14 protein-coding genes and 1 riboswitch are annotated in these 17,162 nt (G+C 64.6%); of the genes, 7 read left to right on the forward strand and 7 right to left on the reverse strand.

From position 1 onward, the window contains the following. Nucleotides 1-12: 12 nt before the first annotated feature. From cobN to cobU, 3 genes are read right to left on the reverse strand one after another with little or no spacing between them, the layout of a single operon-like run. Nucleotides 13-3,798 carry a cobaltochelatase subunit CobN gene (cobN, locus tag ASG25_RS12450; RefSeq protein ID WP_062473946.1) on the reverse strand — a complete coding sequence of 1,262 codons (3,786 nt, stop codon included), beginning with the start codon at nt 3,796-3,798 and terminating at the stop codon, nt 13-15. Nucleotides 3,799-3,834: 36 nt separating this feature from the next. After that, complete coding sequence (gene cobW / locus ASG25_RS12455) at nt 3,835-4,899, reverse strand: cobalamin biosynthesis protein CobW (RefSeq protein WP_062473949.1); 1,065 nt, start codon at nt 4,897-4,899, stop codon at nt 3,835-3,837. Between the two features lie 3 nt (nt 4,900-4,902). Further along, a complete protein-coding gene (gene cobU / locus ASG25_RS12460; protein WP_062473951.1) occupies nt 4,903-5,427 on the reverse strand; it encodes a bifunctional adenosylcobinamide kinase/adenosylcobinamide-phosphate guanylyltransferase in 525 nt (174 codons plus the stop codon). 348 nt (nt 5,428-5,775) lie between these two features. Next, nucleotides 5,776-6,174: riboswitch (cobalamin riboswitch) on the reverse strand. A gap of 107 nt (nt 6,175-6,281) precedes the next feature. Here cobU and ASG25_RS12470 point away from each other — a divergent pair. Continuing rightward, complete coding sequence (locus tag ASG25_RS12470) at nt 6,282-8,087, forward strand: chloride channel protein (protein WP_062473955.1); 1,806 nt, start codon at nt 6,282-6,284, stop codon at nt 8,085-8,087. 30 nt (nt 8,088-8,117) lie between these two features. Here ASG25_RS12470 and ASG25_RS12475 read toward each other — a convergent pair whose 3' ends face one another. After that, complete coding sequence (locus ASG25_RS12475; protein WP_062473957.1) at nt 8,118-9,575, reverse strand: cobyric acid synthase; 1,458 nt, start codon at nt 9,573-9,575, stop codon at nt 8,118-8,120. A gap of 596 nt (nt 9,576-10,171) precedes the next feature. Between ASG25_RS12475 and ASG25_RS12480 the strand changes: the two genes are divergently transcribed. Both ASG25_RS12480 and ASG25_RS12485 read left to right on the forward strand, forming a co-directional pair. Further along, the gene (locus tag ASG25_RS12480; protein ID WP_062474574.1) at nt 10,172-11,209 is read left to right on the forward strand and encodes a glycine betaine ABC transporter substrate-binding protein; all 1,038 of its coding nucleotides are present in this window, start codon (nt 10,172-10,174) and stop codon (nt 11,207-11,209) included. Nucleotides 11,210-11,292: 83 nt separating this feature from the next. After that, nucleotides 11,293-11,661, forward strand: coding sequence for a hypothetical protein (locus tag ASG25_RS12485; protein WP_244479391.1), 369 nt, complete (start codon nt 11,293-11,295; stop codon nt 11,659-11,661). A 16-nt stretch (nt 11,662-11,677) separates the two neighbouring features. Here ASG25_RS12485 and ASG25_RS12490 read toward each other — a convergent pair whose 3' ends face one another. Continuing rightward, nucleotides 11,678-12,448 (reverse strand): phosphodiester glycosidase family protein, encoded by a 771-nt coding sequence (locus ASG25_RS12490; protein ID WP_156379744.1) that lies wholly within the window; start codon nt 12,446-12,448, stop codon nt 11,678-11,680. 113 nt (nt 12,449-12,561) lie between these two features. Further along, the gene (locus ASG25_RS12495; RefSeq protein ID WP_062473961.1) at nt 12,562-12,720 is read right to left on the reverse strand and encodes an entericidin A/B family lipoprotein; all 159 of its coding nucleotides are present in this window, start codon (nt 12,718-12,720) and stop codon (nt 12,562-12,564) included. A 193-nt stretch (nt 12,721-12,913) separates the two neighbouring features. Here ASG25_RS12495 and ASG25_RS12500 point away from each other — a divergent pair, with 193 nt between their 5' ends. Further along, nucleotides 12,914-14,008: a DNA topoisomerase IB gene (locus tag ASG25_RS12500; protein ID WP_347360103.1), complete on the forward strand. Its 1,095-nt coding sequence runs from the start codon at nt 12,914-12,916 to the stop codon at nt 14,006-14,008. A 159-nt stretch (nt 14,009-14,167) separates the two neighbouring features. Here ASG25_RS12500 and ASG25_RS12505 read toward each other — a convergent pair whose 3' ends face one another. Further along, nucleotides 14,168-15,052: a LysR substrate-binding domain-containing protein gene (locus tag ASG25_RS12505; RefSeq protein WP_062473963.1), complete on the reverse strand. Its 885-nt coding sequence runs from the start codon at nt 15,050-15,052 to the stop codon at nt 14,168-14,170. A 104-nt stretch (nt 15,053-15,156) separates the two neighbouring features. Here ASG25_RS12505 and ASG25_RS12510 point away from each other — a divergent pair, with 104 nt between their 5' ends. From ASG25_RS12510 to ASG25_RS12520, 3 genes are all read left to right on the forward strand, one after another. Beyond that, complete coding sequence (locus ASG25_RS12510) at nt 15,157-15,408, forward strand: hypothetical protein (RefSeq protein WP_062473965.1); 252 nt, start codon at nt 15,157-15,159, stop codon at nt 15,406-15,408. 71 nt (nt 15,409-15,479) lie between these two features. After that, on the forward strand, nt 15,480-15,698 hold the full coding sequence (locus ASG25_RS12515) for a hypothetical protein (protein WP_062473967.1): 219 nt from the start codon (nt 15,480-15,482) through the stop codon (nt 15,696-15,698). A gap of 442 nt (nt 15,699-16,140) precedes the next feature. Further along, complete coding sequence (locus ASG25_RS12520) at nt 16,141-17,148, forward strand: GlxA family transcriptional regulator (RefSeq protein WP_244479407.1); 1,008 nt, start codon at nt 16,141-16,143, stop codon at nt 17,146-17,148. Nucleotides 17,149-17,162 lie beyond the last annotated feature (14 nt).

The raw sequence follows: 17,162 nt of genomic DNA on the forward strand, positions 1-17,162 counted from the left end.
GTTCCTTGAAATCTACGACGCCCGAAGCGTCACGCTGGTGGAAAGGTCGAAGCGCGCCGAGTTCGAGCGCGGCTGCCAGTACCCCCGGTCGATCGCCTCGGTCAGTCGCGCCTGCAGGTCGCGCAATGCGTGGCCATTCGCCGCCTCCATAAAGGTGCGCACAGTGTCGTCCATCACGAACGCCTGATAGACCGCCTCGAAATGCTGGCTGCGAACGGCTCCGGTGGTCGCGGCGAATGCAAAGAGATAGTCGACGGTTGCCGCCATCTCGAAGGCGCCCTTATACCCGTGCCGCATCATGCCGGCGATCCATTTGGGATTGACCACCCGTCCGCGGACGACGCGCCCGATCTCTTCCTCGAGCGACCGGATGACCGGCTTTTCCGGCCGGGAGTGATCGTTGTGATAGATGACCGGGCGGACGCCCGAGAGTTGCTCGACCGCCGCGCTCATCCCGCCTTCGAACTGATAGTAGTCGTCGCTGTCGAGAAGATCGTGCTCCCGGTTGTCCTGGTTTTGCACCACCGCCTGCACGCCGGAAAGGCGTGTTTCGAGAACAGCGCGTTCGTCGCGGCCCTCGGCATGCGCACCATAGGCATACCCGCCCCAGCTGAGATAGGCATCTGCGAGCTCCGACCGCTCCGCGCCGCCTTTTTCGTCCATCAGCGCCTGAAGGCCTGCGCCGTAGGATCCGGGCTTGGAGCCGAAGACACGGTAGGAGGCGAGACGCTCGGCGTCCGCAACGCTCATTCCTTTTGCGACCCAGTCCGCGCTCTCGCGGCGAATCCGGGCCGCGATGGCGTTGTCCTCGTCGTCCTCCTCCAGCGCGCCGATCGCCCGAACCGCGCTGTCGAACAGCGCGATCTGCTCGGGAAACGCATCGCGGAAGAAGCCCGAGACCCGCAGCGTGACATCGACCCGGGGCCGGCCGAGAAGCGCCGGCGGCACGATCTCGTAGCCGGTGACGCGCCGCGACATCGGATCCCAGAGCGGTTTTGCCCCGATGAGCGCAAGCGCCTGGGCGATATCGTCGCCGCCGGTGCGCATGTTCGACGTGCCCCAGGCGGTAAGGCTGAGCGCCGTCGGCCACTCTCCGTGGTCCTGGAGATAGCGACGGATCAGCAGGTCCGCGGATTTCCGGCCGAGTTCGAAGGCGGCCGGCGTCGGCACCGCGCGGCTGTCGACCGAATAGAAGTTGCGGCCCGTCGGCAGGACGTCGGGACGCCCGCGTGTCGGGGCGCCGGAGGGCCCGGGCGCAACGAAGCGGCCATCGAGACCTGTCAGGAGACCGGCAATTTCCGCCGCCCCGCAGGCGACAAGGGACGGTTTCAGCTGGTCATCGATGGCGTCGAGGACGAGCCGCGTTGCGAGCCATGCCTCCGGGCACGGGACCTCGCCGGCCACGAGCGCTGCCGCAAGGCGCTCGATCCGCTCGACCGTGTCGCCCTCGCTGCGCCACGGATCCTCGCAGACGGCCCGCAGCAGGTGCGGACGCGGCCCCTGCCACGGCGTGGCGGGCGCGCAGTCGAGCGGATCGAACACCGCGATATCCGGGTGCTTCTCGTTGTTTGGCTCCCCAACCGGCCGGTTGACCAACCCGCTGTCGCGCGCAATCGCCCGCTGCAGGCTGGCGTCGCCGCCCTCGCCGGTGCCGCGCGGCACGCGGGCGAGCGCCAGCGTCAGGTCCGTCAGGAGGCGCCCCTCGGGCGAAACGCCGAAGACGTGGAGGCCGTCGCGGATCTGCATTTCCTTCAGGTCGCAAAGATAGGCGTCGAGCTTCTGCAGCGCCGTGTCTTCGCCGTCCGTCGCGGCAATCCCGGCGTCCGCATCGAGCCCGATGTCGCGCACGAGGTGCAGAATTTGGTTGGAGAGAAGCCGCAGACGCCGGGGATCGCCGCCCGCGGCGTCGTAATATTCGTCGACCAGCCCCTCGAGATCGCGCAGCGCGCCATAGGTCTCCGCCCGTGTCAGCGGCGGTGTGAGGTGATCGATGATGACGGCGCTGGCACGGCGCTTGGCCTGCGTTCCCTCGCCGGGATCGTTGACGATGAAGGGATACAGATGCGGCAGCGGCCCGAACACCGCTTCCGGATAGCAGGTTTCCGACAGCGCCAGCGCCTTGCCGGGCAGCCATTCCAGGTTTCCGTGCTTGCCCATGTGGATCACGGCATGGGCGCCGAACGATCGACGCACAAATGCGTAGAAGGCGAGATAGCCGTGCGGCGGTACGAGATCCGGGGAATGATAGGTTTCCTTCGGATCGATCTGATAGCCGCGCGCCGGCTGGATGCCGATCAGCACGCCGCCCAGTCGGGCGAGCGGCAGGGCGAAACGGTCCCCGTCCGCATAGGGATCGCGTGACGGATCGCCCCACCGCGCCGTAACCTGCGCCTGAATCTGTTCCGGAAGCGTCGCGAAGAAGGCGTTGTAATCGTTGAAGGACAAAGTTTCGCGAACATGCCGTCCGTCGCGTGCGGCATTGGTCGGCCCTGCCATCAGGAACCGGATCAACGCATCGCCATCGGCCGGCACGTCGTCGACCGGATAGCCGGCCCCGGCCATGGCGCGGAGAACCTCGACCGTCCCTGCCGGTGTATCGAGCCCGACGCCGTTACCCAGCCGCCCGTCGCGGTTCGGATAGTTGGCAAGCACGATCGCCACATTCCGGTTTGCGGGCGGCGTGTGGTGCAGACGCGCCCAGTTTGCCGAAAGTCGTGCCACGAAGGCGACCCTGTCGGCCAAAGGGGCGTGGCCGACGATGTTGGTCTCGACCGCTTCGTCATAGATGGCCGCCGCCTTGAACGAGACCGCGCGGGAAAGGATGCGCCCGTCGACTTCGGGCAGCGCGACGTTCATGGCCAGATCGCGGGCCATCAGGCCTTGCGAGGATGCCTCCCAGGCCTGACGCGTCGAGGCGGAAAACAGCACCTGAAGGACCGGCGCGCCGCCGGCGTCCAGCACGGTCCCCTTGTGTGCGCCCCCCGGCGCGGAGACCGCAAAGCTCGTGGCGTTGAGAACGACATCGGGTGCGTGGCGGGCAAAGATTGCCTCGACGGTTCCGACGGACAGCGTGTCCTTCAGGCTTGCAACGAAGATCGGAAGGGGCCGCATCCCCTCGGCGGCAAGTGCCTCGACCAGGGCGGCGACGGGGCGCGTCTCGCCGGACTGCACCAGCGCGCGATAGAAGCATAGCGCGACGATCGGCGCAGGACCGGGATGGGCGCGAGACCACTCTTCCGCGCCGATGATACCCGCGTCCGGCGACCAGATGCCCGCCCGCAACAGCGGCGTTGCCGCGGCCGGCCGCTCGCGCGCGTCGATGACCGCCTCGGCATAGGCCAGAAAGCGCTGCATGTTGTCGGGCCCGCCTTCGGTGAAGTAGGCAAGCATCGCCGCCCGATCCTCGGCGGAGACGGTGGAATAGGCATCAAGCGCGGGATCCGGCTTGTCGTAACCGGGTAGCACCGCGATCATTGCGCGGTGCGTCACGGCTGACGCGTGCAGAGCCTCCAGCACGTACTGGAAGTAGGATGCCCCGCCGAGCGCCCGCACGACGATCAGCTTGGCATGCCGCGCCGTCCGCTCGACATAGGTATCGACCGACATCGGATGCTTCAACGACAGAAGGCTTGCGGCCCGGACAGTCCGCCCGCTGGCAACGGCCTTGCAGGCCGCCGCGACGGAGGAAAGTTCCGTATCGGCCGCAGACAGAAACAGGATCTCGCCCGGCGTCTGCCCGAGGTCGATGGCCTCGTCTCCGTCCGAGATCGTGCCTTTCTGCGCAAGAAGAAGATGCATCTGGTGCCGTTCCCGCCTGAACCCGGTCGTGCCGGACTATGCCGCCGCCGCGACGATGGCCGCGCGCACAGCGGCCTCGTCCAGATGATCGAGACCGATGACGACGAGGCGCGTGCGCCGCGCTTCGCCGGCGGCCCAGGCCCGATCGAAATAGGGGTCAATGCGCGTTCCCACGGCCTGGATCAGCATCCGCATCGGCTTGCCGGGGACATCGGCAAAGCCTTTCAACCGCAGCACGTCGTGCGCCGCGACGATGTCCTTCAGCTTGGCCACGAAGCCGGCGGGATCGACGATGGGGCCGAGCTCGACCACGAAGCTCGCGAATTCATCGTGATCGTGCTCCTCGCCCGCATCATGCTCCATCTCGTGATGGGACTTGCGGTTGGCGATGTCGTCTTCGGTGCCGACACCCAGACCAAGCAACACCGAGGCCGGCACCGCGCCGTTGGCAGCCTCGATCATCCTCGGCTTGCGGACGGTGCGCGCCGCAACCTCGCGACGAACGGTTTCGAGGCCGGCCGCGTCGAGCAGGTCCGTCTTGTTCAGAACGATGAGGTCGGCTGCGGTCAGCTGATCCTCGAACAGCTCCTCGATCGGGCTCTCGTGGTCGAGATTGTCATCCTCGGCGCGCAGGGCATCGACCTTGTCGTGGTCATCGGCAAAACGCCCGGCCGCCACGGCCGCGCTGTCCACCACGGTGATCACGCCGTCCACCGTGACCTGCGTGCGGATGTCGGGCCAGTTGAAGGCAGCGATCAGGGGTTGCGGCAGGGCAAGGCCGGAGGTCTCGATGACGATATGGTCCGGACGGCCCTCCCGCTCGAGGAGACGGGTCATGGTGGGAATGAAATCGTCAGCCACGGTGCAGCAGATGCAGCCATTGGTGAGCTCGATGATATCGTCCTCGCTGCAGGCTTCAGCCCCGCAACCCTTCAGCACGTCGCCATCGACGCCGAGGTCGCCGAACTCGTTGATGATCAGCGCGATCCGTCGCCCCTCGGCATTTTCCAGGATGTTGCGGATCATCGTCGTCTTGCCCGCACCGAGAAACCCGGTGATGACGGTTGCGGGGATCTTTGCGCCCGGATGAGAATTCGTCATGGATCAGCCCTTCATCTTGAGCGGCAATCCTGCCGCTACGAAATAGACGTCGCGCGCCTGCGCCGCGACCTGCTGGTGGAGACGGCCGGCATGATCGCGAAACGCGCGCGCCATGCGGTTGTCGGGAACGATCCCGAGACCCACCTCGTTGGAAACGAAAATGACGGAGGCGCGAAGCGCCGGAAGGCTCGCAACGAGACGCGCCGCTTCCGCGGCGACGTCGTGCTCCTCGAGCATGAGATTCGTCACCCACAGCGTCAGGCAATCGACCAGCACAACGCAGCCTACGGCATCGATGGCCGAGAGCTGGCCGACGAGATTGACCGGCTCTTCATGCGTGGTCCAGAGATCGCCACGCGACGCGCGATGCGCGTCGATCCGCGTGCGCATCTCCTCGTCGAAGGCGCGACCGGTGGCGATGTAATGCCGGACGAGACCGGTTTCCGTGGCCAGACGCTCGGCAAGGCTCGACTTGCCCGAGCGTGCGCCACCGAGCACGAGCGTGGTGCCGTGAAGGGAAGGCATCATGATGTCAGGGGAACCCCGCCGCTCCGGCCGGGATCATGCGGGCCGAGACCATCCGGGCCAGGGTGATACTGGCCAAGGATATGTGGGCCAAGGATATGTGGGCCAAGGATATGCGGAGCAGCGCCATGTGCACCAGGGGCGCGCCGGTCGTCTGCGCGTCGATCGAAACCGCCGTCGGCCATCCGCCCGCCACGCGACAGCGTGGACGATCCGGGGCTCGCATCGACATCGTCCCGATCGCGGGCGAATGCGCATAGGTTATAACCGCCGGCCGGTGTGACCCGGTGGGCGAACGTTTCGTGTGCCACGACAACCTCCGTGCTGGCGCTGGAACGCTGCATCATGAGGATGCGGCGCGGTGTGGCTGGCAGGTCTCCTGGCTCACGGCGTCACCCAGGGCAATAGCCCTGAGAACGGGTCCGCCTCGCCTTCCCAAAACAGGAACCCGGCCTTTGACGGCCGGCTCGATGTCGAAGAGGTGGACGATTCGTAGATAAGGAGGCGTCCGACCCCGGTTGCTCGCATCGCTGCTTCAGTGGCTTTTCCGGCCTCGCCCTTCGGAAGACGCCAGCCGCACCACGCGGCATGATCCGTCGTCCCCGGACAAAACCGGATGGCGAACCCTGACCGTTCTACAGTCGCGGGGTCGGCTGCGATGAGGATGCCCTGTGTGGGTCCATCCCTCCGCATTCCCATTTACTCCCGAACGACAAACGCCGCACGGGAACCATCCATCGGCGAAGATTAGGCGCGTCGCTGGATCAAGTCAATCATCCGCGCTATGTCCGGACTTCGCCCGACCCGAAGCTCAGTGCGTTCCCCTGTCCCGGACGCCCGACGAGATCGCGCCTCACATGCTTGACGTCCTGAAATCGCTGACCCTTGCCCGCGTGAAGCGTTTGGCGCTGAAATCCGTGACCTTCTCGGAATGGCGCATCTTTGCCCGACGCAGCGAAATCGGGCTGCTGGTCGCCGGTATCGTCGTCGGCCTCACTTCGGGGCTCGCCGTTATCGCGATGAGCTTCATCTCGCTGCAGCTTCACAAGCTGATCTTCGGAATCTCCGATTACGAACGCGTCAGCTCGGCCGATCTTCAGGGCGAGATCTCGGTCCTGATGGCGCCGATCGTCGGCGGGCTCTTGCTGGGCTTGCTGATGATGGGGCTCGCGCTCTGGCGCAAGAAAGCGATGGTCGACCCGATCGAGGCCAATGCTTTGCACGGCGGGCGCATGTCGCTGACCGACAGCATCGTGGTGGCGGTCCAGAACCTCGTCTCCAACGGCTTCGGCGCTTCGGTGGGCCTGGAGGCCGGCTATACCCAGCTTGCCTCCGGTCTTGCCTCGAAGATCGGCGTCAATCTGAAGCTGCGGCGCAACGACCTGCGCACGCTGCTCGGGTGCGGTGCGGCCGGCGCGATCGCGGCCGCGTTCAATGCCCCGCTGACTGGCGCCTTCTATGCGTTCGAGCTGATCATCGGCGCCTACACCATCGCGTCCCTCACCCCGGTCGTGGTTTCCGCGCTTGTCGCCAATCTCGTGACGCGCCTTCTCTGGGGGGACGAGTTCACCATCGACATCGGCGCCTTCGGCGATGTCGTTCCCGGCGACTACGTGCCGGCCATCCTTCTCGGCGCCCTTTCGGCCGGCGTCGCCATTCTCATCATGAAGGGCGTGTCCCTGACGGAAGAGGTCGCGCGCAAGAGCTCGATCCCCGCCCCCATCCGCCCGGCCATCGGCGGCATCGTCGTGGGCCTGCTCGCGACCATCTCGCCGCAGGTTCTCTCAGGCGGGCATGGGGCCCTGCATCTCAACCTCTCGCATGCGACGCCGATCGCCATGCTCGTCGGCCTGTTCCTGCTGAAATCGATCGCGACGGCGGTCTCCATCGGCTCGGGCTTTCGCGGCGGACTGTTCTTCGCCTCCCTGTTCATGGGCGCGCTGCTCGGCAAGGTCTTTGCCGACCTCGTCCCCTATGTCTTCGGCGATACGACGCTGACACCCGTCATCTATGCCGTGGTCGGCATGAGCTCGCTCGCGGTCGCCATCATCGGCGGTCCGTTGACCATGACCTTCCTGGCTCTCGAAATCACCGGCGACTTTCCCATCACCGCCCTCGTCCTGGCCGCCGTCATCACCTCATCGCTGGTCGTGCGCACCACCTTCGGCTACTCGTTTGCCACCTGGCGCTTTCACCTGCGCGGCGAGAGCATTCGCAGCGCCCACGATGTCGGCTGGATCCGCAATCTGACGGTCGGCCGACTGATGCGCCCCGACGTCCGCACGATCAACGCCAAGGCGACGCTGGATGAGCTGAAGGTGGACTTCCCGCTCGGCTCGGCCCAGCGCGCCATCGTCGTCGACGACAGCAACCGCTATGCCGGCGTGATCCTCATTCCCGAGGTCTATGCCAGCCCGGTGGAGAAGGACGCCGCCGGCAAGGGGATCGAGGACTATATCAAGCTGCCGAACGACTTCCTGCAGCCGAACATGAACGCCCGGCAGGCGGCGACCCTGTTCGACAAGACCGAGAGCGACGCTCTCGCCGTCTGCAACAATCTGATCGAACGTCGCGTCGTCGGCGTGCTGACGGAGAGCTACACCCTGCGCCGCTACAGCGAGGAACTGGACCGCCGCCGCCGCGAGGCATCGGGTGAATTGTAGTTCGATTTCAGACAGAAGGATGCCGAAGGTCTAGCGAGACATCAATCCGTCGAGCCAATGGGGATCGAGAACCGCTTCCAGTTCTCCGGCCACGGCATCGAGCGCGGCGTCCACGGATCCGCGATAATCGAAGGCCTCCGCTTCGATGCCGAAGCTGCGCAGCAGCGCGGCACGGTAGGCATCATTGCCGAAAAGACCGTGGAGATAGGTGCCCATGACGCGACCGTCCGGCGATGCGGCACCGTCCGGCCGGTCGCCGATCATCACGGGCGGACGCGCGCCGTCCGGCCCCGTCGTCTTGCCCAGATGGATCTCGTAACCCTCGAGTCCCACGTCATATTCGGTGGAGCGGGCGCCGCTGTTGCGCACCACCTTCTCGCGGGCCATCTCCGTCGCCACGTCGAGCAGACCGAGCCCGTCGACGGTCGAAGCGCCGCCCTCGATGCCGAGCGGATCGGAAATGCTTTTCCCGAGCATCTGATAGCCGCCGCAAAGGCCGATCACGCGCCCGCCCCGACGAAGGTGCGACCCCAGGTCCCGGTCCCAGCCGGCGGCCTTCAGCGCGGCCAGATCCGAGATCGTCGCTTTCGAACCGGGAAGAATGACGAGCGCAGCGTCGTCCGGCAACCGTTCCCCCGGCCGGATGAAGCGAAGATCCACCGACGGCTCCGCCGCAAGCGGATCGAGATCGTCGAAATTGGCAATACGTGGCAAGAGCGGCACGGCAATCGTCAGGGCGCGCGCCGTTCCCCGCGACAGGCGCTCCAGCACCACGGAATCCTCTGCCGGCAGCTGGCGCGCGGCCTTCAGCCAGGGCACGACGCCGAAACAGGGCCAGCCGGTATAGCCACCGATGGCCGTGATGCCGTCATCGAAGAGGGTCACGTCGCCGCGGAACTTGTTGATCAGGTATCCCGTGACCATGGCCCGATCCTCGGGCGCCAGCACCGCATGCGTCCCCACCAGCGACGCGATGACGCCGCCGCGATCGATGTCGCCGACCAGCACGACGGGCACCCCGGCGCGGGTTGCAAAGCCCATATTGGCGATATCGCCGGCCCGCAGATTGATCTCGGCCGGCGAACCCGCGCCCTCCACCACCACGAGATCGCGACCGGCCCGGATGGTTTCGAAGCTCTCGAGCACCGCACCGAGCAGCTTCGGCTTCATCGCCTGATAGTCGCGGCCCCGCGCCTGCCCGGCCACCTTGCCCTGGACGACGACCTGGCTGCCGGTCTCCGACTGCGGCTTCAGGAGAACGGGATTCATGTGGATCGAGGACGGGATGCGGGCGGCCAGCGACTGCAGCCACTGCGCTCGGCCGATCTCGCCGCCGTCGGCCGAAACGGCGGCGTTGTTGGACATGTTCTGGGGCTTGAAAGGGGCGACGCGGCAGCCGCGATTGGACGCGATCCGACACAGACCGGCGACGAGCACCGTCTTGCCGACATCCGAACCTGTCCCCTGAAGCATGATCGTTCTTGCCATGCGGCCTGATAGCACCCGGCGGCATCGCACGCCATGGAGCCCGACGGTTCCTCCACGCGCAAAAACCGCAGCAGCCGAAGCCCTGCGGTTTTCCGTCCTGGACGCCGAAGAACGCACGGCGCGGGACGGTCAAGCGGAGGCATCGAACGGATGCCGAAAGGCTGGCCGATTGCCGGGACGCAAAACCTGATCCGACAGTGCCGCTGCCACCAGCCACGCTCCTATCCTTAGGCCGAGAGGGTTACCAGAGCGTTACCTGGCTGACGGGTGATTCCGGTTTTGTGCAGCGGTCGTCGCAGGGCTAACGACCCGGCAGATCGCAGTACCTGCTTCACATGGGCTCACCGGTGAGGGAGCGGCAGAAAAATGTTCGTCCTATCGAACATTTGAAAGACTTAAAGTTCAAGGGGTTGTGAGCAGATCTCGAGGATGCACATCGAGATCCCCGGTTGATTTCTGTTGTGGAGGTTCTAGGCTGCCAAACAGACGACGGCGATGATCCGTGGCAGAGGATCCGGAAAATGTCGGAAAGATACCATAGCAAGACGCCAGGCACCGCCGGCGGAGGGATCCGCCGGACGAGGACGCGTCGCAAGATGCGCGAGGCGCGGATCAGCGCGCGCTTCTGCGCGAGCCTTGTCACAGCGCTCGGCATTTTTGCGGGCATCGCCCTTCTGACCTCCGGCACGCCTGCAAGGGCTGCCGGCTGCGGGACGTTGTCGATCGCCGAGATGACCTGGGGCTCGGCCGCCATCATGGCCCATATCGACAAGATCATTCTCGAGACGGGCTTTGGCTGCACGGTCGAGCTCGTGCCCGGCGACACCATGCCGACCTTCGCCTCGATGGATGCGGAGGGGCGACCGGATATCGCGCCGGAGATCTGGGCGGCATCGCTGCAGAGGCCGCTCGACGAGGCGCTGCGCGATGGCAGGCTGATCGAAACCACCCGCGTCCTGACCGATGGTGGCGTCGAAGGCTGGTGGATCCCGCGCTATGTCAGCGACGCCCATCCCGATATCAAGACCGTGCAGGATGCGCTGAAGCATCCCGATCTTTTTCCGTCTCCGCGGGACGAGAGCAAGGGCGCGGTCCACAATTGCCCCTCGGACTGGAACTGCCAGATCCCGACCGCCAACCTGTATCGGGCCTTGAAGGGAGACGAGGCCGGGTTCGAGCTGATCAATTCCGGCTCCGCCGCCGGTCTCGACAGCTCCATCGCGCAGGCCTTCGCGGACAAGAAGGGCTGGCTCGGCTACTACTGGGCGCCGACCGCAATCCTCGGCAAATACGAAATGGTCAAGCTGTCCTTCGGGGTCGGCCACGACCGCGCGGAGTGGAACAGCTGCACCGCCGTGCCCGACTGCAGCGCGCCCGTCGTGAACGGCTACCCGACCACCGATGTCTATACGATCGTCACGCGACGCGTGCCGGAAAAGGCAGGCTCCGCACCCATGGTCTATCTGGCGAAACGGCAATGGGACAATCAGACGGTGAACAGCGTGCTTGCCCACATGGACCAGACCGACGGCAACCGGACGGAAGCCGCACAGTTTTTCCTCAAGACCTTCGAACCCGTCTGGAGCAACTGGTTGCCGCCGGACATCGTGGCAAAGGTGAAGGCAGCCCTCTGAGCCGTGGCCGCGCGCTTCAAGGCTCCAGTCCGGCTTCAGCCTCGCATGGCATGAAGACGCGACAACCGGCTTGAGGGGACCCCATGTACACGCAGACAACCAGCAGCCCGATGCAGCAGCCGACACCGACAGACCGCGATGCCGTCGCCGATGTCATCGAACGCCTGCAGGCCGCGGACACCGCCTTCCTGTCCCTGATGATGGACAACCCGCAACAGGACGATGCCCTGATCGACGGTCTCCACCGGTTCCTCGACCGCTCGGCCGGCGCGCGCTTCCTGCACACGCTGAAGCTGGAACAACGCGGCCTCTGGATCGGCCATGCCGCCCCCGCCCGTCTGCAGATCCGCCTGACCGAGGCGGCGCGCTCGTCCCAGCACGCAGCCTATCAGGCCTTTCGCAACGGCCTAACCAAGTCGGGTGGGTTGGAGCGCGCATTTCCGAAGGCGTGAGCCTGCGGTCTCAACGTCAGTGGGTCGCCCTGGACGAGCCGGCGCCGTGCCACATGGGCGTGGTCACCGCGATAATCGGCCCCATGGGATAGGTCTCGTCGATGCGACCGATCTCCGGCGCATAAAGACTGGAAATGTGCCCGTCGAGAAACAGGGCATTCGGGCAGCCGAGACTGTCGCGGAAAAGCGTCGCGATATCGTGAAAGCGCACCGGCGACAGCGAGATCGCAAAGTGCACCACGCCACCGGGATCGACCCCCACGGCGTTGCGGACCTGAAGGCTGTCGCTGTTCGGCTTGAAGGCGGGATGAATGGCGCCGTCGATGACCAGCATCGGCCCGGATTGCGTCGCGAAGTCCGGGGTCGCCGTCATCGTGCGGCGATAGGCTTGCGTCTCCCGCACGATCGCCCTGCCATCCTGAAGCGCGAAGATGCCGTTAGGTCGCAGATAGAAATTGCCCCAGCCCTCGCCGGCCGCAATCGGCTTTCGCTCGATGCCGTCGATGACCAGCAGCCCGACGGGCGACAGGTCCTTCTCGTACATTCCGCCGTTCATGCCAAAATCGAGGCGCGTCTGATCGCGCAGCAGGTCGGTCTTCAGCGCCGTGAAGCCGGCGTAGGCGCGCCCGTTCTCGTCGGCATGGAAAACCCGCAGCGATGCGGCGCGGGGATCGACATCGCAGACGGCATAGTCCGTATCGAGGTGCCGGACGACGCGACAGGCCGCGCGAGACTCTTGAGCGATGGACAGCATGAGAAGAAGCGCCGATAAGAGCTTGAGAATCATAGGCTTCAGACAATCGTTTAGCGCCATGATACGCGATGAAAAACGGTACGAGACACGAAAACGCCGGCGGACTCAAGGTCGCCGGCGTTTGCATGAAGAGGATGTCTGGTCGATCAGTTGGCAGCGCGTTCGACGCTACGGCCTGCATCCTGTGTGGCGTTCACGGTGTTGGCCGTGTCCTTGCCCATGCCGCGGATGGTGTTGCCGCAAGCGGAAAGCGAAACGACAGAAGCGAGTACGATGCCGACAGTAGCGATGGTCTTTGCGGTCATGGCTTGGGTCCTTGAATAACGCCAGATGGGGAAAGACAGGTGTCTTCGGTCTGGTAACGCGCGGACCCCGAAAAAGTTCACGGCGTCTCGAGGAAAACACCAGAATCTTCAGCTTGGGAATGGTGTCTCTTGCAGGCATGAAACCGCGGATGCCGCCGGAACTTCCCTGCGTTCTCCAAGTTCATTCGATATCGTGGACCAGATCACAGCATCCATCGCCGCTTCGGTCGGCAAGAAACGCACCGCCGGAGAGCCGGAGGGTACGCCGAGCCCCGAGCTCGTCTACCTCTCGCGGCTCGACGAGGGGATCACGCGCAAGCAGGGCAAGAACGGCTTTCTGTATTACGGACCGGATGGTCAACGCATCACGGATACGGCCGAAGTCGGCCGCATCGCGGCCCTTGCCATCCCGCCCGCCTATACGGAGGTTCTGATCTCGCCGGATCCGCAGACGCACCTGCAGGCGATCGGCAAGGATGCGCGGGGCCGCAAGCAGTATCGCTACCACCCGGACTGGCACGCAGAACGCGGCAAGGCGAAATTCGCCCTGCTTCCCGCCTTTGCCGCGCGACTGCCGAACGTTCGCGAACGCGTCGATCATGACCTGCGCATGCGTACGCCCGGCATGGAAAAGGCGCTCGCGACGATCGTCTGGCTGCTCGATCATCTCTTCATACGCGTCGGCAACACCGTCTATGCCGAGGAGAACGGTTCCTACGGGTTGACGACACTGAAGAACCGCCACGTCAAGGTCTCCGGATCGAGCGTGCATTTTCAGTTCAAGGGAAAATCCGGCAAGGAATGGCGCCTCAGCCACAGCGACCGCCGGATCACCCGCATCATCCGCTCGCTGCAGGAGCTTCCCGGCCAGCAGCTCTTCCAGTACCTGGACGAAGACGGCGACCGCCATCAAATCCGCTCGCAGGATGTGAACGCCTATATTCGCGAGGCCACCGGCGGCGAGTTCACCTCCCGCCAGTTCCGGACCTGGGGGGCGACCCAGATGGCGGCGACGGCTTTGTCCACCGTGGAGCCCGCAGAAAGCGAGCGGCAGCGCAAGCGCCAGATCAACGAAGCGGTCGATGGAATCGCGGCGGCTCTCGTAAACACCCGTGCGGTCTGCCGCAGTTCCTACATCCACCCCAAGGTATTCGAGGACTTCGAAAACGGCGAGCTCCGCATCTTGCGCGCCCAGCGCCGCAGCACGAGCGAAAAGATGACGCGTTGGATGAACGACGACGAGATCCGCGTGTTGCGCTGGCTGAAGAAGACCACCGACGGTGCCTGACCGGCATCTCGGTTTGACCGACAAGGCAAGCCTGCCGGAAGGTCGGGCGACAAGCGCCCAATGCATGTCGCCCGAAAGTGTGCAGCGGTTTCAGGAAACGACATGCATCAAATTAAGACCGTAAAGCACGTTGCGTGAATCCTTTTCACGCAACGTGCTTTAGACGAGAGCGAGGCAGGCGGCGCGAACGTGCTCGGCCACGGCAAGGACCGGCGCCGAGGCATCCTCGATCATCTGGATGCCGATATTGTAGGTGCCGAGACCCGGCAGCCCCTCCAAGGGGCCCAACTCCACGAGATCTCCCTGGACAAGATAGCGGGGCAAGGGCGCGACCGCGAGGTCCGCAAGGATGGCTGCTTTCTGGCCTGTCGTGTGCGCACTGAGGAAGGCGACGCGATGCGCCCGCCCCGCCTTGGTCAGCTTGTCGATCGCATCGGCGCGCCAGACGCAGCCATCTTCCCACATCGAGACCGGCAGCGGCTCGCGCAGATGTGCCGTGCCGCACCGCCGTCCGACCCAGACAAGCCGCTCCTGCATCAGCACCTCGCCCTCCCGCAAGGTCTCGCTCGGGAAGCTGTTGTAGATGACGATGTCCATGCGCCGTTCCTCGACCCGTTTGCGCATGACGTTGCTCTGCCCGATCATCACATCCACGGTGACATTCGGAAAGGTCTCGCCGAACCGCTTGAGGACATCGGGAAGGATGCGCTCGCCGAGGTCCTCGGGCGCCCCGAGCCGCACGACACCCTGCATGTCGGGCATCAGGAAGCGTGTGACGGCTTCGTTGTTCAGCGCCAGCATGCGGCGGGCAAAACCCAGCAGCACCTCTCCCTTCGGCGTCAGCGACACCGAGCGTGCGTCCCGCAGGAACAGGGCGCAGCCCAACAGGTCTTCAAGCTTCTTGATCTGCATCGAGACGGCCGACGGCGTGCGGTAGACGGCCTCGGCGGCCGTCGTGAAGTTGCCGGTTTCGGCAATGGCAACGAAGGTCTTGAGAACATCGATTTCCAGCATCGGCAGCGCGTGCCGCATCGCGATATTCATGACGTCTCCATCATCAGAAAAACTGAACTATACCATCAGTTCATATCGTTTGATTGAACCTTCGCCCCGGCGCATTGTCAAGATGCAGACATCGGAGACGCGATATGACCAGCAACATTCTCTTTCTCCAGACGCAGCCTCGACCAGCCGTGAAGCGCGCGCAGCGAACGCCTCTGGGTGCGCTTCAATGCTACGTCGAGGGCGTGATCGCGCGGCACAGGCTTGCTGCTGCACGCGCGGCCACGTGCCGGACACTTCGGGTCCTGCCGGACATCGTGCGCCAGGACGTCGGCATGGCCGACGACCAGCCCATCAAGATTACTGAACTGACGCATCAAATCTATTCGTTGGATTGATGAACCGGGTTGCGGCAATCTTTCTCATGGTCGCGACCTTTTGACGAACACCTTCAAAAGGAACCAGTGCAATGTCGTATTTCAGCCTTTCGCCTTCCCTCACGCCCGCGTCATCGGGAACCCGCAGCCGTGCCGGCGCACTGACGCTTGCCGCTCGCCTCGTCAAGATCTGGCAGGATCGACGCTCCGAGCGTGCCCTGGCGTCGCTGTCCTATGATACGCTCAAGGATATCGGCTTTCCCTCGACCACCGACACCACGACCGACAGGCGGAACACACGGACACTGTGATGCCCATGCCGAAAGGTCCCAGCAGGACGAGGTCAAACGGGCCGATGTCCGCTCGCCGAGCGGAGCCGTTGACAGACAATCCCAGGCGTTTCGCCAGCCAGCGAAACGCCTTTTTTCCGTCGCGATGACCTCGATCAGGGCGACCTGAGCGCATTGCCTGTTTCCGACAGAGCGCCCGTCCGCTAAGCGTCGCAAACAGAGCAATCAACACAGTAAGTGGCTATCAACCCTTTCGGCCGACCCTCCGAATTTATGCTGCAAAGCAGCATTTTTGGGCAGTTGCACGAACCGAGGATACTTTTTGAGGCATGCTGCGGCATGTCGCAAATTAATTCTCTTGGCAGTCGTGTCCGTCCATGCCAGTGTCGCATTCAGGCAAGCGCGCCGGTCGAACGTGCGCGACGAATGACCATACGCCCTGCATGGAGATATGCTTGTGAACATGTCGCTTACCGCCAAGCGCTCGCTGGTCTTCTTCCTTGTTCCCAACTTCTCGCTGCTGCCGTTCGCCGCGGCGATTGAAACGCTGCGGATCGCCAACCGCATGCTTGGCTACGAAGCCTATTCCTGGCGGCTCGCCTCCACGGACGGTGCACAGGTCGTCTCGTCCAGCGGCATCGCGCTCGAGGTCAATTCGTCGGTTGCCGACGAGCGCAAGAATCTCGGCGGCGAAAGCCGGCCATCGATGGTGCTGGTCTGCTCCGGCGTCTTCGTCGAGGATTTCCAGAACAAGTCGGTCAATGCCTGGCTGAGAGAGGTCTATCATCGCGGCGTCGCCGTCGGCAGTCTCTGTACGGGCGCCCATGTGCTGGCCTCGGCCGGCCTCCTGACCGGCAAGCGCTGTGCGATCCACTGGGAAAACCTGCCGGGCTTTGCCGAAGCTTTTCCGCAGGTCGACGTCTTCGCGGATCTCTACGAAATCGACAGCAACATCTACACCTGCGCTGGCGGCACGGCCTCGCTCGACATGATGCTGAACCTGATCGACCAGGATTTCGGCGAGAATCTCGTGAACCGCGTCTGCGAACAGGCGCTCACCGACCGGGTCCGCGGCCCGCACGATCGTCAGCGCCTGCCGCTGCGGGCCCGCCTCGGCGTGCAGAACGCCAAGGTCCTGTCGATCATCGAACTGATGGAAGGCCATCTGGCCGAACCGCTTTCCCTGCTGGAATTGGCCGACAGCGCCGGCCTCTCGCGACGCCAGATCGAGCGGCTGTTCCGGCAGGAAATGGGCCGTTCCCCTGCCCGCTACTATCTGGAAATCCGTCTGGACCGCGCGCGTCACCTCCTCGTCCAGTCCGCCATGCCGGTGGTCGAGGTTGCCGTAGCCTGCGGTTTCGTCTCCGCGTCGCATTTTTCCAAGTGTTATCGCGAACTCTACAATCGGTCGCCGCAGCAGGAGCGTGCCGACCGCAAGGTGACACTGGCGCAGACGGCCCGCTCGGCCTGACGTTTCAACGGCGC

Origin of the sequence: Rhizobium sp. Leaf384 (assembly GCF_001424065.1) — a bacterium.
Classification (GTDB): Bacteria; Pseudomonadota; Alphaproteobacteria; order Rhizobiales; family Rhizobiaceae; genus Ferranicluibacter.